20 protein-coding genes are annotated in these 20,841 nt (G+C 36.1%); 13 read left to right on the top strand and 7 right to left on the bottom strand.

Annotation, left to right across the window (positions count from 1 at the left end):
- Window positions 1-93: 93 nt before the first annotated feature.
- Window positions 94-1,065: a YheT family hydrolase gene (locus tag EV197_RS01595; RefSeq protein ID WP_130284987.1), complete on the bottom strand. Its 972-nt coding sequence runs from the start codon at window positions 1,063-1,065 to the stop codon at window positions 94-96.
- Window positions 1,066-1,185: 120 nt separating this feature from the next.
- On the opposite strand from EV197_RS01595, the gene EV197_RS01590 reads away from it, so the two are divergent.
- Window positions 1,186-1,662 (top strand): acyl-CoA thioesterase, encoded by a 477-nt coding sequence (locus tag EV197_RS01590; RefSeq protein WP_130284986.1) that lies wholly within the window; start codon window positions 1,186-1,188, stop codon window positions 1,660-1,662.
- Here EV197_RS01590 and EV197_RS01585 read toward each other — a convergent pair.
- Together EV197_RS01585 and EV197_RS01580 are read right to left on the bottom strand one after the other, a co-directional pair.
- Window positions 1,655-2,548, bottom strand: a complete 894-nt coding sequence (locus EV197_RS01585; RefSeq protein ID WP_130284985.1) for a DMT family transporter — start codon at window positions 2,546-2,548, stop codon at window positions 1,655-1,657. The genes EV197_RS01590 and EV197_RS01585 overlap by 8 nt on opposite strands.
- The gene (locus EV197_RS01580) at window positions 2,541-2,894 is read right to left on the bottom strand and encodes an arsenate reductase family protein (RefSeq protein ID WP_130284984.1); all 354 of its coding nucleotides are present in this window, start codon (window positions 2,892-2,894) and stop codon (window positions 2,541-2,543) included. Before EV197_RS01580 ends, EV197_RS01585 begins: the two co-directional genes overlap by 8 nt.
- A gap of 91 nt (window positions 2,895-2,985) precedes the next feature.
- Here EV197_RS01580 and EV197_RS01575 point away from each other — a divergent pair, with 91 nt between their 5' ends.
- Window positions 2,986-3,441: a DinB family protein gene (locus tag EV197_RS01575; protein ID WP_130284983.1), complete on the top strand. Its 456-nt coding sequence runs from the start codon at window positions 2,986-2,988 to the stop codon at window positions 3,439-3,441.
- Here EV197_RS01575 and EV197_RS01570 read toward each other — a convergent pair.
- On the bottom strand, window positions 3,436-4,212 hold the full coding sequence (locus tag EV197_RS01570; RefSeq protein WP_130284982.1) for a DUF3298 and DUF4163 domain-containing protein: 777 nt from the start codon (window positions 4,210-4,212) through the stop codon (window positions 3,436-3,438). The genes EV197_RS01575 and EV197_RS01570 overlap by 6 nt on opposite strands.
- 95 nt (window positions 4,213-4,307) lie before the next feature.
- Here EV197_RS01570 and EV197_RS01565 point away from each other — a divergent pair, with 95 nt between their 5' ends.
- The 7 genes from EV197_RS01565 (at window position 4,308) to EV197_RS01535 (ending at window position 13,525) form a co-directional block, all read left to right on the top strand.
- The gene (locus tag EV197_RS01565) at window positions 4,308-5,447 is read left to right on the top strand and encodes a trans-sulfuration enzyme family protein (protein WP_130284981.1); all 1,140 of its coding nucleotides are present in this window, start codon (window positions 4,308-4,310) and stop codon (window positions 5,445-5,447) included.
- Between the two features lie 101 nt (window positions 5,448-5,548).
- Window positions 5,549-6,892 carry an NADP-specific glutamate dehydrogenase gene (gene gdhA, locus EV197_RS01560; protein ID WP_130284980.1) on the top strand — a complete coding sequence of 448 codons (1,344 nt, stop codon included), beginning with the start codon at window positions 5,549-5,551 and terminating at the stop codon, window positions 6,890-6,892.
- A gap of 141 nt (window positions 6,893-7,033) precedes the next feature.
- On the top strand, window positions 7,034-7,564 hold the full coding sequence (locus EV197_RS01555) for a DUF4136 domain-containing protein (RefSeq protein WP_130284979.1): 531 nt from the start codon (window positions 7,034-7,036) through the stop codon (window positions 7,562-7,564).
- Between the two features lie 22 nt (window positions 7,565-7,586).
- A complete protein-coding gene (locus tag EV197_RS01550) occupies window positions 7,587-8,081 on the top strand; it encodes a tetratricopeptide repeat protein (protein WP_130284978.1) in 495 nt (164 codons plus the stop codon).
- 31 nt (window positions 8,082-8,112) lie between these two features.
- Complete coding sequence (gene porZ / locus EV197_RS01545; RefSeq protein WP_130284977.1) at window positions 8,113-10,392, top strand: type IX secretion system anionic LPS delivery protein PorZ; 2,280 nt, start codon at window positions 8,113-8,115, stop codon at window positions 10,390-10,392.
- Window positions 10,392-11,111 carry a DNA repair protein RecO gene (recO, locus tag EV197_RS01540; RefSeq protein ID WP_130284976.1) on the top strand — a complete coding sequence of 240 codons (720 nt, stop codon included), beginning with the start codon at window positions 10,392-10,394 and terminating at the stop codon, window positions 11,109-11,111. The genes porZ and recO overlap by 1 nt, the downstream gene beginning before the upstream one ends.
- A 5-nt stretch (window positions 11,112-11,116) precedes the next feature.
- Window positions 11,117-13,525, top strand: coding sequence for a TonB-dependent receptor (locus EV197_RS01535; RefSeq protein ID WP_130284975.1), 2,409 nt, complete (start codon window positions 11,117-11,119; stop codon window positions 13,523-13,525).
- 5 nt (window positions 13,526-13,530) lie between these two features.
- Here the strand turns inward: EV197_RS01535 and EV197_RS01530 are convergent, their stop codons facing one another.
- Both EV197_RS01530 and EV197_RS01525 read right to left on the bottom strand, forming a co-directional pair.
- On the bottom strand, window positions 13,531-14,040 hold the full coding sequence (locus EV197_RS01530) for a nuclear transport factor 2 family protein (protein WP_130284974.1): 510 nt from the start codon (window positions 14,038-14,040) through the stop codon (window positions 13,531-13,533).
- Window positions 14,030-14,596 carry a hypothetical protein gene (locus EV197_RS01525; protein WP_130284973.1) on the bottom strand — a complete coding sequence of 189 codons (567 nt, stop codon included), beginning with the start codon at window positions 14,594-14,596 and terminating at the stop codon, window positions 14,030-14,032. The genes EV197_RS01530 and EV197_RS01525 overlap by 11 nt, the downstream gene beginning before the upstream one ends.
- Before the next feature lie 290 nt (window positions 14,597-14,886).
- On the opposite strand from EV197_RS01525, the gene EV197_RS01520 reads away from it, so the two are divergent.
- Window positions 14,887-16,533: a solute:sodium symporter family transporter gene (locus tag EV197_RS01520; protein ID WP_130284972.1), complete on the top strand. Its 1,647-nt coding sequence runs from the start codon at window positions 14,887-14,889 to the stop codon at window positions 16,531-16,533.
- A 60-nt stretch (window positions 16,534-16,593) separates the two neighbouring features.
- On the opposite strand, the gene EV197_RS01515 is transcribed toward EV197_RS01520, so the two are convergent.
- Window positions 16,594-17,979, bottom strand: coding sequence for a hypothetical protein (locus EV197_RS01515; protein ID WP_130284971.1), 1,386 nt, complete (start codon window positions 17,977-17,979; stop codon window positions 16,594-16,596).
- Between the two features lie 180 nt (window positions 17,980-18,159).
- Here EV197_RS01515 and EV197_RS01510 point away from each other — a divergent pair, with 180 nt between their 5' ends.
- The 3 genes from EV197_RS01510 to EV197_RS01500 are packed head-to-tail and all read left to right on the top strand — an operon-like array spanning window position 18,160 to window position 20,837.
- Window positions 18,160-18,516 carry a response regulator gene (locus EV197_RS01510; RefSeq protein ID WP_130284970.1) on the top strand — a complete coding sequence of 119 codons (357 nt, stop codon included), beginning with the start codon at window positions 18,160-18,162 and terminating at the stop codon, window positions 18,514-18,516.
- The gene (locus tag EV197_RS01505; RefSeq protein WP_130284969.1) at window positions 18,516-19,409 is read left to right on the top strand and encodes a hypothetical protein; all 894 of its coding nucleotides are present in this window, start codon (window positions 18,516-18,518) and stop codon (window positions 19,407-19,409) included. The genes EV197_RS01510 and EV197_RS01505 overlap by 1 nt, the downstream gene beginning before the upstream one ends.
- Window positions 19,410-19,415: 6 nt before the next feature.
- Complete coding sequence (locus EV197_RS01500) at window positions 19,416-20,837, top strand: glycosyltransferase family 2 protein (protein WP_130284968.1); 1,422 nt, start codon at window positions 19,416-19,418, stop codon at window positions 20,835-20,837.
- Window positions 20,838-20,841: the final 4 nt, after the last annotated feature.

The following is a 20,841-nucleotide window of genomic DNA, read 5'->3' as shown; positions in this document are numbered from 1 at the left end:
AAATAATGCGAGAGGAAAAAATGTTTTCGATGAAATGTAAGAAAAGTCCCATGTAAAACCTTAACGTTAACTTAACACATAGATCAATAAGGCTTAGTTGTCACTAAATGAGGTGTTAAAAAATTCAAGAGCTCTTTTTTCTAAATAGGATTGTGCCGTTTTTTGCATAAACCCCACATGTCCACCGTATTTTGGTATTTCCAAAAAGAAGTTTTTATTAGTGGCAGCAGCTGCTTTGGGATAACAAGCAGTACCTAAAAAAGGATCATCAATAGCATTTATAAGTAGCGTAGGAGTTGTAATATTCAACAGATTATTTTTTGCACTACATTGACTGTAATACTCCATAGCATCAGTAAATCCGTGAGCTTTACTGGTATATAGATTATCGATATCGATAAGGGAAACGCATTTATTAATTTGATCCTTTGTAATATGCTCAGGAAATTTTAAGCTCTTTTGATGTAGTTTTACTTTGAGATGGTTTACAAATCTTTTGGCATAAAGATAATTCTTTGTTTTACTAATTTCTAATACACTATCATAAAGGTCAATAGGAGCAGAAAACGCTGCTGATGAGTTAATTAGACTGACTTCTGGATACTTTTCTCCTAGAAATTTTAGTAAGATATTTCCTCCTAAACTAAAGCCAACAAGATTAATGCGTTCATAAGATTTTTTGCTGATATGTTGGAGTACTTTTTGTACATCGGCTGTGGATCCCCCATAATAGGAAGCATACAAACGATTAGGACTACCACTACAAGCTCTCAAATTCATGGCAACAGCATCAAAACCGTTTTTAGTACAGGAGTCCACCATTCCTAACATGTAAGGGCGCTGCGAATTTCCTTCGAGTCCGTGTATGATTAAAACAATTCCTTTTTTCTCGGTATTTTTGGTATAACTCCAATCCAAGTCAATAAAATCGCCATCGGACAATTCTAATCGTTCTCGTTCATATGAAACTTCTGTTACCTTTCTAAAAAAATGAGTGTATAAGGTAGCGATATGACCATTTCTAAGCCATCGAGGGGGAGTGTAGGTTGAGTTAAGGATTGGCATTCGGGTAAATTTGGGTTGAAAATAAAGAACATATAACTAACATCAAAACAGATTTAACGGCTTTTTAGTATAAGGAGGAGGCTAAGCTTTTGTATTTTTGACCCTATAATTGTAATGAATATGTATATCAAGGATTTTGAAATACGATGGAATGATATTGATGCTAACCGTCATCTTGCCAATAAGGCTTATGTGGAATTTGCAGCACATACGCGTATGTCTTTTTTAACTGAAAATGGATTTGATCAAAAAATGCTGGGCACACATAATATAGGTCCCATTGTTTTTTATGAACATATCTATTATTTCAAAGAAGTATTTGCAGGTAGACCGGTTCAGGTTTCACTGGAATTAAGTGGGTTAAGTAAGGACGGAATGTTTTTTGAATTTCAACATCATTTCTACGATCATAAAGGAAATAATTTTGCACATAGCGAAATGATGGGAGCTTGGATGGATCTAAAAACTCGAAAATTAATTGGATTACCAGAAGAATTTTATGGTTTGCTGGATCGAGTACCAAAACCTGAAGATTTTAAAGTGTTAACCAAAGAAGATACCCGCAAGTTTGCAAAACGCCCCAAAAACCTTAGGTAGTCTTTTTCGGAGGCCTGGTAACTAAATACACACCAATAAATACCAATACTGCAGAGACTACTTTGGTAACGCTTAGGGTGTCGGCACCCATAGCTATTGCAAATAGAATAGCTAAAAAAGGTTGTAGATAAATAAAAGCTCCAATAGTTGAGGCTTTTAGTGTTTTGAGCGCAAAAACATTAAGTAAATAGGTCAAAAATGTGGTTCCAATAACAACATAGGCCATTTTCCAAATCACATGCGTGGGTAGTGCTGTCCACTCCACAGCGCTAAATTCACCAATGGTTATTGGAAAATTGATAATAACGCCAATTAGGAAGAACCATTTCATTAATGTAATAGCGTGATATTTGGCAGTTAACGGTTTTACGATAACCAAGTAAATAGCATATGAGGTAGCGTTAACGATAAATAAAACATTACCAAGTGGAATATTAGGCGCATCTTGTCGGTTTTCTTCACCAAATAAAATAAGACCAATTGCCCCGGAAAAACCTAAAGCAATACCAATTGTTCGAAGAAGGGTAATCTTTTCGCTTATGAAAATGGCAGAGAGAATAAACACCAAGATCGGAGATACGGTAATCATCACTGAACTATTAATAGGCGTAGAAAGTTCCAGGCCTTTAAAGAACATCAGCATATTGATGACCATACCAAATAAAGCACAGGCCAGTATTCTTGGCCAATCTGATTTTTCAATCTTTTGTTGAGGTCCAAACGCTGCTGCTATCCAAAACAGTAGAGCTGCACCGGATACCCTTAGAAAAATAAAACCAAAAGGTTGGATATAAGTAGGCATAACTCCCTTTGCTAGCGTATGATTGATCGCATAGATGAGACTTGCCCCAAAGGCTGCTAATAAGGCAACCGTTCTTTTATCCATGAATATATGATTTAGCGGCAGCGACTACCTTTTTGCTATTGCCGATAAAAATCTCTTCATCAGCAATAAGTACTGGTCTTTTTAAAAACGTATAATGTTCTAGGATCAGTTCCTTAATATCTTGTTCTGATAAATTTTTATCTTTTAATCCGCGCTCCTTATACAGTCGGGCTCTTTTGCTAAACAGCGCCTCATAACTTCCGGCAAGTACTTTCATGGCTTCAAGCTGCGAGGGGGTTATTGCGGTAGTTTTTATGTCCTGAAGCTCAAAATCAGCGGGCAATTCTAGTTCATTAAGTATTCGCTTACAGGTGTCACAGGTAGATAGATAAAATACTTTTTTCACTATAAAAATTCTTTTTGGATCGTTAAATTGATGCAAAGGAAATCGTTTTGAGACGTAAAACTCATATTTTTGGCTAAAAATTAAGATTCCAATGCAGCATCCTTTACATATTACGCGCGTCAATAGACAATTACTTACTAAAATTTTAGAACAGCATACCTTAGACCAACTCAACAAGATACCCGAAGGTTTTTCTAATAACTTAATATGGAATATTGCCCATACGGTGGTTACCCAACAGCTATTGATGTATAAACTGAGCGGTAATGCGATGTTAGTATCTGAGGAATTAGTAGCTAAATATCAAAAAGGAACAAAAGCCGAAGCACCAGTGCACCAAGATGAAGTCAAAACAATTAAAGAACTCCTGATACGTACGATAGATCAAACTGAAAAGGATTTAGCGTCTGGTCTTTTTACCACATTTAATGAATACCCAACCAGTACTGGCTTTGTTTTAAAAAGTATTGATGATGCCCTACATTTTAATAATTTTCACGAAGGCATTCATATCGGATATTGCTTAGCTTTAAAAAAAGGGCTATAAGATATCATACTTAAAAAAAGCAGAAACCTCTTTTTTCGGTAATTTTAAGGCTACAGGTCCATCTGCGTAAGAGCTAATTTCGTAGGTGTTGTAATATAAAACCACCTCCTCTTTGGTAATACCAATATTTTCGGGTAGCGCAAAACGATCTTCTTCGAAGAAAAAACCGGTGCTATTAATCGATGCCGTTTCTGGGATATTAAATTTTGATCGAAAAATCTGTTCGGCATATGCACTGAAGGCTTTCTTATCTTTTAATAAAGTTGTGTGTGTTAAGTGTTCGCCGGTTTGTGGATTAAAATTTATAAACAGAACACCGCCATACCCGTGAGCACCACCGGTATAGGTATAGTAATCTATAGCAGTACTAATAAGGTTTGTAGAGTTAAAGGTGATTTCTTGAGTAAGTTCAGCTTCGTAGGGTGCGCTTTCTGTAGCATAGATTCCTTTTTGTTCTAAATAAAAATCGTTGAAAGTCTTTATAGCATTTTCGATTGTGGGTTGCTGCTCTTGGAGTCCAACCGATAATACATTACATATTTTGTGTTCCATAAAATTATTAATCATACTTGCTGTAGATGATTTCCCTATAGCATGTATCATTTTTATCGAAATATTAGCGCAGGTTGTTTCTTTGCATACCGGTAGTATACTTGTACCAAGTCTTTGCTCTTCAAAAGTTAACGCTTCCTTTCTTTGACAACTGATTAAAAGAAGGATCACTGCTATGGCTAGTGGTAAGGGCTTTGGGATCATATTATTGTTAATCATCTACTAAAGGTAGTAAACCAATGTGATTAGACGGAATTAAATTTTATTTTTGTTAGCTTTAGCTATTATAATCTAGGAGTCTCACACAACTATTGATGAAATTTAATACCAAAACAATTCACGGCGGGCAACAACTCGATCCTGCATATGGAGCGGTAATGCCTCCTATATATCAAACTACCACGTATGCGCAATCCAGTCCCGGACAACACCAGGGATTTGAATATAGTCGTTCGCATAACCCTACCAGGAGTGCGCTCGAAAACGCTTTGGCTAGTATAGAAAATGGAAGCTATGGATTAGCCTTTGGTTCTGGACTGGCAGCGATTGATGCAGTGATGAAACTATTGAAACCAGGGGATGAAGTGATTTCTACTAATGATCTATACGGAGGTACGTACCGGTTATTTACCAGGATCTTTGAAGATTTTGGAATTAAATTTCATTTTGTAGGCATGGAAAATGTGCATCAAATTGAGCAATTTATCAATGATAATACGGCTTTGATTTGGGCAGAGACCCCTACCAATCCAATGATGAATATCATTGATATCCAAGCTTTATCAAAAATTGCAAAAAAAAATAAAGTATGGTTAGCGGTGGATAATACGTTTGCAACGCCATATTTACAACAGCCCCTTGATTTAGGTGCAGATATTGTAATGCATAGCGCTACCAAATATTTGGGTGGTCATAGTGATGTTGTTTTAGGAGCTTTGGTAGTAAAGGAAAAATCTTTGGCGGATAGGTTGTATTTTATTCAAAATGCTTCAGGGGCTATTTGTGGTCCTCAAGATTGCTTTTTGGTACTAAGAGGCATAAAAACATTGCACGTACGTATGCAACGTCATTGTGAAAATGGGGAAGCAGTCGCTAACTATTTAAAATCAAACGCCAAAGTTGCTAAAGTGTATTGGCCGGGATTTATAGACCATCCTAATCATCATATCGCAAAAGAGCAGATGAATGGTTATGGTGGGATGATTTCTTTTTCGACTAAGCAGGATACTTCAGCCAGTGCAGTCAGTATATTAGAAAAATTAAAGGTATTTACCCTGGCAGAATCACTAGGAGGTGTAGAGAGTCTTGCCGGACATCCGGCTACTATGACGCATGCATCAATTCCGTATGAAGAACGACAAAAAATCGGTGTTACGGATTCATTGATACGATTGAGTGTAGGCATTGAGGATGTAACGGACTTGATTGAAGACTTAAAAAATGCAATAGGTTAATATTATTATATTTAAAAATATAGACACAATATTTTAAGAATATCATATCTTTGGCCTTAAGATTAAACAAATAATTAAGAATATTTTAATCCTATATACGTATGCAAGAAAAAATTGATGCATTCATGGAAGAAGTAAAAGCTCGCAACGCCCATGAGCCTGAGTTTTTACAAGCGGTACAAGAAGTTGCCGAAACAGTACTACCCTATATCGCTCAACACGAAATTTATAACGGCAAAAATATTTTGCTAAGAATGGTTGAGCCAGAACGTGCGATAATGTTTAGAGTATCTTGGGTTGATGATAATGGAGAGATTCACGTTAATAGAGGGTATCGTATACAAATGAATTCTGCTATTGGGCCTTACAAAGGAGGTTTGCGTTTTCACCCTAGTGTTAATATCAGTATACTTAAATTTCTTGCGTTTGAGCAAGTCTTTAAAAATAGCTTAACTACATTGCCAATGGGCGGTGGTAAGGGAGGTTCTGATTTTGATCCTAAAGGAAAGTCTGATGCTGAAATTATGCGATTCTGTCATAATTTTATGAGTGAATTGTTCAGACACATTGGATCTAACACGGATGTACCTGCAGGAGATATTGGTGTAGGAGCACGCGAAATAGGGTTCCTTTTTGGTATGTACAGAAAGATCCGTAATGAGTTTACCGGAGTGCTAACGGGTAAAGGTTTATCCTGGGGTGGATCTTTAATAAGACCAGAAGCAACAGGTTATGGTACCGTATATTTTGCACAAAGTATGTTAGAGACTAAAGGAGATTCTTTTGAAGGTAAAATTGTGGCGGTATCTGGAGCAGGAAATGTAGCACAATATGCTACGGAAAAAGCAATTCATCTAGGTGCTAAAGTGGTTACCTTGTCGGATTCTTCAGGCTATATCTACGATAAAGATGGTATTGATGCAGACAAACTGAAATTTGTGATGCATCTTAAGAATGAAAAAAGAGGACGCATTAGTGAATATGCGGATAAATATCCTTCCGCAGTGTTTCACGAAGGCAAAACACCTTGGCATGAAAAATGTGATATCGCTTTGCCGTGTGCAACACAAAATGAATTGCATGGTGATGATGCCAAAGCATTGATTGATAATGGTTGTATCTGTGTGAGTGAAGGAGCAAATATGCCTTGTACTCCTGAAGCTATAACAGCTTTTCATGAAGCAGAAATTTTCTTTGCCCCAGGTAAAGCATCTAATGCAGGTGGGGTAGCAACCTCTGGTCTAGAAATGACACAAAACTCGCTGAGATACTATTGGACGAGAGATGAGGTGGATAACAAATTACAGCAAATCATGAAGGATATCCACGAAAAATGTGTGGAGTACGGAAAAGAAGAAAATGGTTACGTTAACTATGTTAAAGGAGCCAATATTGCTGGTTTTGTTAAGGTAGCTGATGCGATGTTAGCTCAAGGAGTAGTATAATATCAAGACGATACCAAAATTAAAACAAAAGCCGTTAGCGATGAAAAGCTAATGGCTTTTTTTATGTCTTGGGGAATAAGGATGACGAAGAATGCAATAAGTTGTTTATTTTTATAGTATCGATATCTAATACGAAGCTTTATGTTAAAATATATCAATTTACTTTTTCTAACGGTATTGTTTGTGTCTTGTGGGTCCACCAGAGTGGTTTATGATTACGATGATACACAGGATTTTACCAAATACCAGACTTTTGGATTTTATCCTGATCTTGCTACGGGCCTAAGTGAATTGGATGAAGAGCGCCTACTGGAGCTTACCAAAAGTGTTTTGCAGGCCAAGGGCTTCGAGTTTTCTGAAAACCCGGATGTTTATATCAATTTTAATACGGCTACTTTTAAGAGAGCATCAAACAATAGCATCGGTGTAGGTGTTGGTAGCGGTGGTGGCGCTGTTAATGTAGGGGTCGGCGGCGCGATTCCAATAGGAGGGCCAGTAACTTATCTAGAATTGACTGTTGACTTGGTAGATGCAAAAGAGAATGATTTGAAATGGCAAGCCATTGCCGAGCAAAAGTTTAATCAGGGTGCTTCTCCAAATACTAAAAAGCAAATTTTTGAGCGCCTGCTTTTAAAGATCTTTAAGAAATACCCTCCAACAAGGAATGAATAGCTACATTAAAAAATAAAAGGCCATGGATCATCTTACAAAATTAGAAGAAATGCTTCATCACGCTAATGAAGATATTAGGCAAGGGCATTATGATGCTGCTACCAATACCCTAGAAAAAATAATTGATATCGATCCTAATTTTGGAAAAGCATATAATCATTTAGGATATTTATATGAGGTTAAGTTCAAAGAGTTCGAAAAAGGGGAGACCTTGTATAAATTGTGTTTAGAAAAAAGTCCTATGTATCCTAGTGTCTATTATAATTATGCGGTGCTGTTGTCTACACTTCAAAAGTGGGATGAATTGAAGGAGCTATTAGATACTGCATTACAGATACCTGGTATTACCAAAGCTACCATTTTTAATGAATACGCCATTATGTATGAGCAGCAAGGCAATATGGAAGAAGCTATCGCGTATTACAAAAAGGCAGCCTTAAAAACCTTGGATAAAAACATGGTAACCAGAGCAAAAGACTCAATAGAACGTTGTAAAATGAAAAAAGAACTTTTATAATTAGTAATTTAGCCGTTTACATACTTGATATATGCGTTTGCTTAAAATTATTATTCTAGTACTATTTCCACTTTCAATTTTTGCACAGAATTTTGAGAATCAATGGACAGCTCACTACTCTTATTTTACTATCAACGATGTTTTTTATACCGATAACACAATACACGCTATAGCAGATAACTCAGTTTTTATCTATGATGTTTCAACGGGTACATCCCAAACCATAACCTCAGTGCAGGGGCTTTCTGGGGATAAGATCTCATCAATTTATTACAGTACTTCTTATGAAGTTTTAGTCCTTGGTTATACGACAGGTACGATTCAGGTGGTGTTTGATAACGGAGCCGTTAGCACATTTGTGGATATTCTCAATAAGCCAACCATAGCTCCAACTAGAAAAAGTATTAATCAATTTTATGAATACCAGGATGTACTGTTTATTGCAACAGGCTTTGGTGTTGTGGAGTTTAATTTATCAAATATTGAGTTTGGAGATACCTTTTTTATTGGTCCTGGAGGATCTCAAATTAATATTACCGGAGTAACCGTAAGTAATAATCAAATCTTTGTTTCTTCTTCTACCGAGGGACTACTTTCGGCAGATGTCAATAGTCCTAATTTAGTTGATTTTACCGCCTGGAACATGCTTAGTCCAGGTGCACTTAACGGAGTATATGCATTAGATGATCAAATCGTGGTATGGGAGAATGAAACGCTGATAAGAACCTGGGATGGTAATGGGCTCAATACGGTGATTAATAATGCTACGCCAATATCGGCTATTAAAATTATTGATGATGAATTGCAGGTAACTTCTGCCGTAAACGCTTCGACATATTCCTCTAATTTTCTTCAAAATAACACGATTTCAAGTTCGGCAAGTTTATCGTTTGCAATGAATGTTGCTATAGTAGTTGAGGGCAATTGGTATTTAGGGACACAAGAATCTGGTTTGCTTCAAGTTGCGATATCAGATACTACTACAAGCCAGTCATTGAGTCCTTCAGGACCTTTAAACAATGATCCATTTGTGGTGGAGGCCCAAAATGATAACCTTTGGGTGGTATATGGTGCCTATAGTGGCTCTTATAATCCTTTCCCTTTACAACAAAGGGGTATCAGTCGTTTACAGCAAGATCAATGGATAAATATTCCTAAAGAACAAGTTTTGGGCGCAACTTCCCTAAGTTATATCACCATAAATCCAGAGGATCCAGAAGAAGTATTTATCAGTAGTTTTCAAGATGGGTTATTACAAATTCAGAATAATGAAGCAGTTCAATTGTATAATACTACCAACAGTGGATTTGAAACGCTAGTGCCAGGAGATCAGGTGGTGCGTCTCAACGGTGCGGCTTTTAAGAATGATGGAGATCTATGGATTACCAATGCTCGGGTTAATAATGGCTTAAAACTTTTTGATCCAGAAACAGCGCAAACGGTTAATGTGAATCTTAATGCCGTAATCCCAGATACGGAACGAGACCTTGGATTCAGTGAAATCGAATTGGATAGAGCTGGCAATGTTTTTTTAGGTACTTACATTAATGGAATCGTAGGGTATCGCGAAAGAGACGGTAGGTTAATTAGAATCTCAGGTGAAGCAGAAGGTGCTAATCTACCAAGCAATAATGTACAAACCTTAGAAATTGATCAGAATAATCAATTATGGGTGGGTACTAGCCAGGGCATACGTGTTGTTTTTAATATCTCTCGTGCTTTTGATGACCCTAATCCGCAAGCACAACAGATTATCATATTAGATAATGAGGGGGTGCCACAAGAACTACTTTTTGATCAATTTATAACAGACATAGAGGTGGATGGAGCGAATAACAAGTGGGTAGCTACTAGTTTTTCAGGGGTATTTTACCTTTCTGCCGATGGACAAGAAACTTTACAACATTTTACCAAAAGTAATTCCCCTTTGCCTTCCAATAATGTGTTGGACGTAACGATAGACGATTCTAATGGAGCAGTATATTTCGCCACCGAAAATGGTCTATTGGAGTATAAGGGAACCGCTACCGGACCAACAGAAAGCTTAAATGAAGTAGTTGCTTTTCCTAATCCTGTGAGACCTGGGTATACAGGTCGAGTTACGATCCGTGGGTTAACCAGTCGGGCCAATGTAAAGATTACCGATATTGAGGGTAATTTAGTCTATGAAGAAGTAAGTCAAGGCGGTAGCATTCAGTGGGATACCCGAGCCTTTGGTAAGCATAAGGTAGCTTCTGGAGTTTATTTGATTTTAATTACAGCTGCTGACGCTACCGAAACTACTGTAACCAAACTATTGATCGTACGTTAATGCTAATCAAAACAGAAGCGATTGTGTTGCAATCGTTAAAATATAGTGAGGCTGACCTTATCGTTAAACTGTATACCAAAAGCAGTGGTTTGCGGTCTTATTTACTTCGCGGAATTCTTAAATCCAAAAAAGGAAAGCTGAAATCTTCGTTGTTTCAACCCTTATCTTTGTTAGAAATTGAAGCCGTACATAAAGATAAAGGAACATTAGAAAGGTTACGAGAAGCTAAGATATTATATCCCTATAAATCACTACAGGTCGATTTTGTCAAAAACGCAATGGTCTTTTTTTTAGCAGATATCCTCAAAAATGCGATTAAAGAGGAAGAGACCAATACTGCTTTATATGATTTTTTAGCAACTTCATTTCGATGGTTGGATAATCAAGAGGCAATTGCTAATTTTCATATTGCTTTTTTAATAAAGTTATCTCAATATTTAGGTTTTTATCCAGATACTTCAACTATTGAAGCCTCCTATTTTAATCTACAAGAAGGTTGTTTCGAGGAGCATCCAACGGATAAGCTGTGCTATACCGGCGAATCCGTTCAATTTTTTAAGCAGTTTTTGGGCACGACTTTTGAGGAATGTTCTGATACTAAATTAACCAAGAAAATAAGGGCTTCCCTTTTAGATTTGTTGCTAATATATTATGAATTACATTTGCACGGCTTTACAAAGCCAAAATCGTTGTCAGTCCTTAACGAATTATTTAAATAACGTACATGCGAGTACTTTTTATAACAGCTATCATTACCATTTTCAGTAATTGGGCCACAGCACAGACTGTAACCGTCTATGACAAGGCTACCGGTGATCCGTTGCCTGATGTGGCTATATATAATGAAATCAAATCCGTAAGTACGATAACTGATTTTGATGGAAAGGCTGACCTTACTAAATTTAATCCAAATGCACTCATTTACTTTTCTTATGTGGCTCACAAAACCTTTTGGATACGTAAGTCTAAACTGAAAAAACTCAATTACAAAGTCTTTTTGGAAAATGACGAAAACGCCTTATCCGAGGTAATTATTTCCGTTTCAAAATGGAAACAAGAACAAAAAGATATCTCACAAAAGATAGTGAGTATTGGTTCTGAAGAGATAGCGTTTAATACGCCACAAACATCTGCGGATTTATTGCAGAATAGTGGACAGGTTTTTGTGCAGAAAAGTCAGTTAGGAGGAGGAAGCCCTATGATTCGCGGATTTTCCACCAATCGATTGTTGATTGCGGTGGATGGTGTACGAATGAACACGGCTATTTTTAGGGGAGGAAATATCCAAAATGTGATTGCTATAGATCCTTTTGCTATAGAACGAACAGAAGTTATTTTAGGCCCCGGTTCGGTGGTATATGGTAGTGATGCAGTGGGTGGGGTAATGAATTTTTATACCAAGCAGCCCTCATTTGGTCTTAATGATAAAGCCTACTTAAAGGGATCTGTAACTACAAGATATGCAAGTGCAAGTAATGAGAAAACAGGTCATATCGATTTTAATTATGGACTAGAAAAATGGGCCTTTTTAACTAGTGTTAGCTATACCGATTTTGATGATTTAAAAATGGGTAGCCACGGACCAGACGATTACTTACGACCGGAATATGTGGAACAAATCAATGGCGAAGACGTTGTTGTTCAGAATAATGACCCCGAAAAACAACGGTTTACCGGGTATGAGCAAATCAATTTTTTACAAAAAATTGACTATGTACCTAATGAAAATTGGGATATGAACTTAGGACTGCTCTATTCAACTACTTCGGATTACCCGAGATACGATCGATTAATCAGAAGACGCAATGGCAATTTACGTTCGTCAGAATGGTATTATGGCCCGCAACGCTGGTTTATGGGTAACTTACAAGTGTATCATAAATCCAGAAGTATTTTGTACAATCAATTAAAGGTAACCGGAGCCTATCAATATTTTGAAGAAAGTAGAAATGATCGTAATTTCGGAAGTGATTTTTTAGAACGGACTCAAGAGCAAGTAGACGCCTATACGCTAAATTTTGATTTTGAAAAAAAGTTCAGCGAACGGATTTCTTTGTACTATGGTTTAGAGTATATTTTAAACAACGTATTTTCTGAAGGCTCTACATTGAATATAAACACTGGTGATGTACAAGCTGCTCCTTCGCGTTATCCAGATGGATCAAGTTGGCAGTCCTTCGCAGCGTATGCAAGCTTAAAACACAAGTTCAGTGACCAACTTCGTTTTCAAGGTGGGTTACGCTATAACCGAATTATTCTCAATGCCGAATTTGATACTCAATTTTATGATTTTCCTTTTGAAGAAACTAAGATAGATACTGACGCACTTACAGGAACAGCTGGATTTAGTTGGCTACCTAATGAAAAACTGCAGTGGAAATTGAATTTTTCTACTGCTTTTAGAGCACCCAATGTAGATGATGTGGGGAAAATTTTTGATTCAGAACCAGGTTCAGTAGTAGTGCCTAATCCAAATTTACGACCGGAGTATTCATATAATGGTGAATTGGGATTGCGATTAAATTTTGCAGATAATCTTTCTGTTGATTTGGCGACATACTTTACCTTTCTGAATAATGCCTTGGTAAGAAGGGATTTTGATCTTAATGGCGAAACGGAAATTGATTATCAAGGGGAGTTAAGTAATGTACAAGCGATACAAAACGCCGCTAATGCTACAGTTTACGGATTTGAAGCTGGGATAAAGTACCATTTTGCAGAACATTTTGATTTCACTTCTCAATATACTTTTGTGGGCGGAGAAGAGGAGTTAGATGATGGATCTGTTGCACCGTCAAGACACGTAGCTCCACAATTTGGTGCAACGCATTTGACCTACACCACACAGCGCTTAAAAATTGATGCATTTTCGGTTTACAACGGTCAGTTTGACTTTGACGAATTAGCACCCTCTCAGCAAAATAATGCTTTTTTATATGCTAAGGATGAAAATGGCAATCCCTATTCACCATCCTGGTATACGCTAAACTTAAGATCTCAATACCAGTTTAATGAACATATGGAAGCGACATTTTCGATTGAAAATATTACAGATCAACGCTATCGAGCGTATTCTTCAGGTATTGCAGCTGCCGGTAGAAACTTTATTCTGGCACTAAAATATACCCTCTAATACTTTTATTGATTTTGACTTAGCTTTTGAATGAGGTTATTGTCAAACTCTTTTTTAAGTTTGGTAATTTCACTTACGTTAGCATTGGGTATAGCTATAGATAAGACATAATGCTGGATTTTCCAGGCATTGTCCTGCAGCACAAGAACACCGCTACCTCTGCAAATACCCATTTGCGTATGTAATAGCTCGTCAAACCAAGCCATATCCTTAGCATTGTTGATAAAGATATTACGCTCAAGAGTAGTAAAGCTCCAGGCTTTTCCGTTGTCAAAGTAGGGCTTTGCAAATGCCTTAAACTCAGGATAAGTCCAATTTTCAGTAGCGTCTGTACCAATAAATATAGAATTAGGGGTCATTAGCCCAAAGTATGCATCAAAATTTGCATCTGCCGCGGCTTTATGCCATTGTTCTAATACAGAATTTACCTTTTGTTGGCTTTCATCTTGTGCGAAGACCGTAGAGGCCAATCCCAAAAAAAAGAGTAAGGAAGTAAGTGTAAGTTTAATTTTCATCTTTTAAAATTTGCGTGGAATCTCTTAAGTTCTTGGTTGTTCTTAGTAATTCTTTCTCAATATCCTCTGGGATAGCAAGTGTTAGTTCATTGAGTTGAATGGCTAGACTATTATAAGCAAGGATAAGTTTAGTATTTGCTTTTAATAATTCGGTTGCCTTCGGTTTGTTTTCTTTAGCAATATCTTTTAATAGCCCTGATTCGGTGACAAGTAGTTTTAAACGTGCCTCAATGGGTTTTGTTTTTAGATCTTCAGACAAATTTTCGCGGACGGTAGAAATTAAGATATCAATACTATCAGCATATTTTTGAATATAATATGGGTTCGCACTTTCTAGAGTAATCATCAAATCTTCAAAACTTTGATAGTCATCAAAGGATCCGACTTTTTTCTTGGACTCAGGGGAGAGTGTTTTTAATTTAGTGCCAGCTGTTTTTTTGGATAAGCTGTCTAATGGCTTAATGGTCTGCAGAGCCGTATTAGTAGATTGCTGTTGTTCCTGTTTACAAGAAACCAGTAGGAGTAGTGAACTAATCAGAAAAAGAAATGACTTCATTTTTTATAAATAAGGACTCAAAAATACTTTAATTATTACTTCAATTCAAAAAGCTTTGCAATAACTATGCTTTACTTTAATTATGGACGCTTCTATTTATGGTAAATAAAAATGGTATTGACCTATACATAAACTCAACATTAGGGTGTCTTAAAACGCTGTATCACCCTACACAAAACGATTGGCTATTGAAAACTAGAGGTTTAGTAAAATAAATGTATTGAAGCTTGCTGCGCTAACTTGTAGTTTTAATTTTAAATACGCTATATTTATTTTTTAAAATCGATGCAATGGGTATTATTTCTTTCTTAGGCTTCACGCTATTGGTTGGAGTTATTTCATATATAGCCACTTTAAAAACAGATGAGAACACTTCTGATGGGTATTTTTTAGGGGGTAGGAGTTTAACTGCTGGAGTAATTGCAGCCTCTTTATTGCTGACCAATTTGTCGACCGAACAAATAGTGGGTCTAAATGGTAGTTCCTATATCGATGGATTAGTGGTTATGGCCTGGGAGACTTTAGCTGCATTAGCAATGGTAATAACAGCTGTGTTTTTATTACCACGGTATCTTAAAGGAGGATTAACAACCATTCCCCAGTTTTTGTCTAAACGATTCGATAAAAGCACAAAAACGCTTACTTCAGCATTATTTTTAACCGGTTATGTGGTTGTGCTGTTGCCAATAATTCTTTATACCGGATCCACCGCCGTTAGTGGTATGTTCAATATCCCTGAACTTCTTGGAGTATCTGATGTACAGGCTTTATGGATCTGTGTATGGTTTATTGGAGTTATAGGGTCTATTTATGCCGTTTTTGGAGGATTAAAAGCAGTGGCAGTATCCGATACGGTTAATGCTATAGGGCTGTTAATTGGTGGTTTATTTATTCCCGTATTTGGTTTAATGGCTATAGGGGATGGGAGTATGATGGATGGACTGGATATACTTATCACAGAAAACCCGGAAAAGTTTAATTCTATCGGAAGCAGTACTTCAGAAGTTCCTTTTACAACGATTTTCACAGGTATGATGTTGGTACAATTGTTCTATTGGGGAACTAATCAACAGATTATTCAGCGAGCATTAGCAGCTAAAAATTTAAAAGAAGGTCAAAAAGGATTGCTTTTGGGGTCTTTTATAAAAATATTGGGTCCAATTATTGTGGTTTTACCAGGTATTATTGCCTATCATATGTTTGAAGGAAATCTCGATAATTCTGTAGATGCATATCCGATGCTTGTTAGAGAAGTCCTACCTCCCTCATTACTTGGGTTTTTTGCTGCGGTATTATTTGGAGCAATTCTTTCCTCTTTCAACAGTGTCTTGAATAGTTCAGTAACCCTTTTTGGTATTGATATTTACAAAGAACATATTAACAAAACGGCCGATGAAAGAACAGTCGTTAAATATGGGAAACTTTTTGGGATAATACTTGCTATAGCTTCCATGTTTTTAGCTCCATTATTAGCTAATACTGAAAGTATATTTAACTATTTACAACAAGTGAATGGGATTTATAGTATTCCGATTTTAACCATTATTGTTGTTGGATACTTAACCAAATATGTGCCGGCTATAGCGGCAAAAATTGGATTGATTTCTGGTTCAGTACTGTATTGTATAAGTGAATTTATAGTACGGCCTCACTTAACTAATAGCGCATTGGAAAAAGCTGCGGATAATGGTATCGTAGATGTGGCTGAACTTGCATTGGTGAAAGCTAATGCTTATCCACACTTCCTTCATGTCATGGCAATTTTGTTTTTGTTTAATGTGCTGATTATGCTATTTATAGGAAAAATTAAACCAAGAGAAACTCCCTACGTACAGGAATATACTAAAGAGGTCGATATCAAACCTTGGAAATATGTCAACATCGTAGGAATACTAATATGTATTATAGTAATAGGAGTATATATTTACTTCTCTTAAAAGGCGATAGCGACTTTAGATTGTTGTAATCATAAATCCGTCAACCAACTATTTATTCGGTTACTTGGAGTTGATCCATTGTTCAATATCATAAGGTATGGATTTTGAATGCAGCACATTTTGCAGTTCCTCTTTTAGCGTAATGAATAAAGGCTTTTTTTCTGCTGAAGAAAGCGGTGCTGTAGACCTAATAAATTTAAAAAGAACATCTTCATAGGGAGCTATGTTTTTTTGCTTTTTAATTTCTTTTTTAATTTGTGGGATTAGCGGTTTTATCAAATTGTTTTTTCCTAATTCGTAGTAGGCTAGTAATTGTAACCATAAGCTTGGTAATAGCAATTCTTTAAATTGTTTTTTGACATCTTCTCGCAAGATTAGATCAATACAACTTAAGACATTTTCATAATTCTTTTTGGTCAAGTAAATACTTGCAAATTGAAGCGTCAGCGACAATTTATAGTTCAATGAAACCAATGCGGTATTTGCCTGCATAAAGGCCTTAATTTCTCGGACCGTTTCGTTTGTAGTATGTAAATCTTTTAAGTGTCTGCGTATTTCTAACTCCGCAGTGAATAATCTCAGTTTTTCATTGATAAATGCTGCTGATTGTTCCTCATATTGAGTTGCCTTTTGCTTAAGCTTTAGGATTTGTACGAGGCCTTCTCTAAACTGTTTTTGCTTCACCAATAAATCAATATAATCGTTGGCAATTGAAAAATAAGTGGTGAAAGACTCTTCTAACATCAAGGTATTATCCTCCCAGTCTTTAAGTACATCTTCCAGTAATTTCTTGGCTTTATCGATGGCATTTTGAGCAATTAGTTGTTGGTATTTGTGGGAGGTTTTAAGAGTTTTGTTGAGCAAGGAAGATGTTTTATTATGAGGTTTGGTGGTTTCATTGGGAAGAAGATGCGCCGCAGTCAAATCAACGTAGTCTTTTATAGTTTTTAAGACTTGTTTTTGTTGGTTAACAAGGTTGCGTAGGGTTTTCTGGTCAATATTAGGTAGGCTTTTAAGTATAGTTAACTTCCAGCTTAGAATATGAAATAATAGTTTGTTATTTTCCGTACGTATGGCTTTTTTTTCGGCACGTTTTAACTCGCTTAAACAAATGCTGTACAACCCTTTATGATATAATATTTCTACATTTCTTATAATGTCAATCAATTCAGCTTCCACAGATATCTTAGCATGGAAATCTCTTAAGGACTGCATTATTTTTTGTTTCAGGTAATTTTTAATAGTAGTAAGTTGATTCACAAAGGTTTTGTCTTTAAACTCAGCTTTTATCGCATTTTCATCATAGCTTTCTTGTGCGTCTATCGCAGCAAACAAAATTAAATATTCTGCACTGGGATTAGTTTGATGGGGTACCTTAAAGTATCGTTTTTCACTTTTGTTAAGCGATTTGATTAAATAAAAAAGCTCTTCATTTTTCTTTATCATAGCATCCTATGTTTTTCAGCTAAAATAGACCTTTTAGATGAAAGCTTGATAGTTTATTCTTAGATCTTAAAGTTTCTTGGTTTCAGTGAAAAGTTTTTCCTGATTAAAATTAAAAAACTATGGACTTGATATATTTAGAATGCTAAAAGTATTTTATATTTACTAGAGGAGAAATTAATAATGAATAGTAGTACGGTATTAATTGTATTAGAAGATATCATAGCCAATGTGCTTAAAAACTTTGTCGAAGCTTCAGGCAAAGATTGTACTATTGCTACCACCTTTGATGAGGTTGAGCAACTGATTGCAGCAAACAATTATCAGTTAGTAGTCACCGAATTGTCTGTTGACGGTATTTTCACCAATGAGTACATCGATTTTTTACATCAAAAATTGCCAGAGGCTAAGTTGATTGTGGTAACACAAATGGAACATCAAAATGTTAAGGATGACATTGAGCAATTGGGTATTGAAGAGTACATCACACTACCTGTAGATATCAGAACCTTAAAGGATAAAATTTTTAAATACGTTTAATGCTAGAGCAACAGCTTATTCAACTTATTTTTTTGCTACTCTTAATTTTGGGAGGGTTATGGTTATCTATTGGTTATAGCCTTTTAAGAAGGAGATATCGTGTAAAACGCAAAAAGCAATTAAAGGAGCAGGTAATTCAGTATGTATCTATTAACTATACTAAATCCCTACCAATTTCAAAGTTTGTGGTTCCGCATTGGCTACAGGGCTATATTAAAAAGAGTAGGGACTTGCGTGATGTAGCTAATATCATTATTAATATCAAGGACTTTTTTATCACGGATCGTGATACCTGGTCTTTTTTGTTTGCCACAGACGTTACGGTGGCTAAGGAGCTAAAGGCAGATATTAAAAGTAACAACTGGTATAAGAAATCGAGAGCCATTTGGATATCTTATGAATTGGATATTGACCAAAATCTTGATTTAATTGCTAAGCTTAATAGTCATAAACATATTTTGGTTCGTAGAGAAGCTCAGATAGCATTAGTGCGTTTTTTGGGATGGAAGAGTTTGCGAATTTTACCTTATGTAAAATTTCCAATTTCCTTATGGCAACAAATACGAATTGTTGAAAAGCTACATCAATATTATCCTAAATTTGATGATACTTTTTTTAAGAAAGCAATACAGGCAGAAAGCCCATCATCACGGGAATTATGTCTGCGAATAATCAGAAGATTTCATGTGCAAAACTATAACTGGTATGCTATCCAGGAACTATTTTCAGAGCACAAATATGTCGCTAATATGGCATTAGAGCTCTTAGATGAGCTTTCCTTTGATGAAGACGACTTAAAGTTGTTAGGTCAACATTATCAAGCTTACAAGTTGCGTGCAAATAACGTAGTCTTGGATCAAAAACTTACACCCTTATTACAGGCTAATAATTAGTAAACTATGTTGAATCAAATAGGTCATAATTGGTGGGATTACTTTTTTCTTGTGTATGGGATAGCATTGTTTATGTGGTACTTTTCGTTTATCCTCTTAGCGATTTTAGCGATTCGAAAGAACAAAAAAAGAGTAGGTTTCCTTAATGTAAAGGACATTAAAAAAGCTATCGACTTGCCCAGCATAAGTTTAATTGCACCAGCTTATAATGAAGGAAAAACTATTGTTACCAACGTTCGTTCTTTACTTTCTATTCAATACCCGTATTATGAATTAATTATTGTTAATGACGGTAGCAAAGATGATTCCCTACAACAGTTAATAGATGATTTTGAGTTATCTACTGTGCCTTTATATAAAGGAAATGAAAACATTGATTGCAAGGAGGTTGTTGGTATTTATAAAAGCCAAAATCCAAAGTATAGTAATCTTACCGTTATTGATAAAGTAAATGGTGGCCGTGCAGATGCCATAAATACAGGTATTTCTTACGCAAAAACAAAATTAATCCTCTGTACTGATGCCGATTGCATTATTGAGCAAGATGCCTTACTCAAAATGGTACGACCTTATTTAGAGCAATTAGATAAAGAAGTTATTGCCTGTGGTGGTGCTATCGGTATTGCTAATGATTCTAAAATCAAAAATGGAACTTTAAGTGAGTTGCGTTTACCTAAAAGTATCATTGCCAGGATACAGGTGGTAGAATATATACGATCCTTTTTATTAGGTAGGATGGCTTGGACGCAAATTGATGGATTGTTATTAGTTTCTGGCGCGTTTGGACTTTATCCTACTAAGCGGGTTTTAGAAGTAGGAGGGCTTGATAAAAATACAGTAGGGGAGGATCTGGAACTTTGTATTCGACTACGAGCTCATATGGAGCGCCAAAAGATACCTTACGATGTGGTGTATATCCCTGAGACCTTATGCTGGACAGAAGCGCCTTCAACCGCTAAGATTTATGCGGTGCAACGCGACCGGTGGGCTAGAGGTTTATGGGAGACTATGAAAAAGCATAGATACTTGTTCTTTAACCCTAAATATCGCAGTATGGGCTTGGTGTTTTTTCCGTATTGGATATTTTTTGAGTTGTGTGCTCCTATTGTGGAGTTTTTGGGTTTAATCATTCTGGTGATATATATTAGCCTGGGCTGGATCAACCTTCCTTTTGCGATATACTTATTTATTGCGGTTTATCTAATTGGCTGTATTTTTTCAACCATCTCAATTTTATTGTACACCATTAGTTTTAGACATTATGCAAAGCCTAAAATTTTGATACAACTGTTGATAGCCGCCTATGTTGAGCCTTTTATCAATCACCCTATTATGGTATTTGCAGAAATAAAAGGCTACTTCAAAAAGATATTTAAAATCAAATCTTCTTGGGGTAATATGACCAGAAAAGGATTTACATCAAAATAGCAGC

Origin of the sequence: Aquimarina brevivitae, from assembly GCF_004216895.1 — a bacterium.
GTDB lineage: Bacteria > Bacteroidota > Bacteroidia > Flavobacteriales > Flavobacteriaceae > Aquimarina > Aquimarina brevivitae.
The sequence above is the reverse complement of the archived record's forward strand: the minus strand, read 5'-3'. Positions and strand labels throughout refer to the sequence as shown.

Coding starts and splice junctions, on each gene's coding strand:
- EV197_RS01555 (WP_130284979.1), top strand. CDS start 7,034: ATGTTAAAATATATCAATTTACTTTTTCTAACGGTATTGTTTGTGTCT.
- EV197_RS01510 (WP_130284970.1), top strand. CDS start 18,160: ATGAATAGTAGTACGGTATTAATTGTATTAGAAGATATCATAGCCAAT.
- EV197_RS01590 (WP_130284986.1), top strand. CDS start 1,186: ATGTATATCAAGGATTTTGAAATACGATGGAATGATATTGATGCTAAC.
- EV197_RS01530 (WP_130284974.1), bottom strand. CDS start 14,040: ATGAAAATTAAACTTACACTTACTTCCTTACTCTTTTTTTTGGGATTG.
- EV197_RS01500 (WP_130284968.1), top strand. CDS start 19,416: ATGTTGAATCAAATAGGTCATAATTGGTGGGATTACTTTTTTCTTGTG.
- EV197_RS01505 (WP_130284969.1), top strand. CDS start 18,516: ATGCTAGAGCAACAGCTTATTCAACTTATTTTTTTGCTACTCTTAATT.
- EV197_RS01515 (WP_130284971.1), bottom strand. CDS start 17,979: ATGATAAAGAAAAATGAAGAGCTTTTTTATTTAATCAAATCGCTTAAC.
- EV197_RS01575 (WP_130284983.1), top strand. CDS start 2,986: ATGCAGCATCCTTTACATATTACGCGCGTCAATAGACAATTACTTACT.
- EV197_RS01570 (WP_130284982.1), bottom strand. CDS start 4,212: ATGATTAACAATAATATGATCCCAAAGCCCTTACCACTAGCCATAGCA.
- porZ (WP_130284977.1), top strand. CDS start 8,113: ATGCGTTTGCTTAAAATTATTATTCTAGTACTATTTCCACTTTCAATT.
- gdhA (WP_130284980.1), top strand. CDS start 5,549: ATGCAAGAAAAAATTGATGCATTCATGGAAGAAGTAAAAGCTCGCAAC.
- recO (WP_130284976.1), top strand. CDS start 10,392: ATGCTAATCAAAACAGAAGCGATTGTGTTGCAATCGTTAAAATATAGT.
- EV197_RS01525 (WP_130284973.1), bottom strand. CDS start 14,596: ATGAAGTCATTTCTTTTTCTGATTAGTTCACTACTCCTACTGGTTTCT.
- EV197_RS01565 (WP_130284981.1), top strand. CDS start 4,308: ATGAAATTTAATACCAAAACAATTCACGGCGGGCAACAACTCGATCCT.
- EV197_RS01550 (WP_130284978.1), top strand. CDS start 7,587: ATGGATCATCTTACAAAATTAGAAGAAATGCTTCATCACGCTAATGAA.
- EV197_RS01520 (WP_130284972.1), top strand. CDS start 14,887: ATGGGTATTATTTCTTTCTTAGGCTTCACGCTATTGGTTGGAGTTATT.
- EV197_RS01535 (WP_130284975.1), top strand. CDS start 11,117: ATGCGAGTACTTTTTATAACAGCTATCATTACCATTTTCAGTAATTGG.
- EV197_RS01595 (WP_130284987.1), bottom strand. CDS start 1,065: ATGCCAATCCTTAACTCAACCTACACTCCCCCTCGATGGCTTAGAAAT.
- EV197_RS01585 (WP_130284985.1), bottom strand. CDS start 2,548: ATGGATAAAAGAACGGTTGCCTTATTAGCAGCCTTTGGGGCAAGTCTC.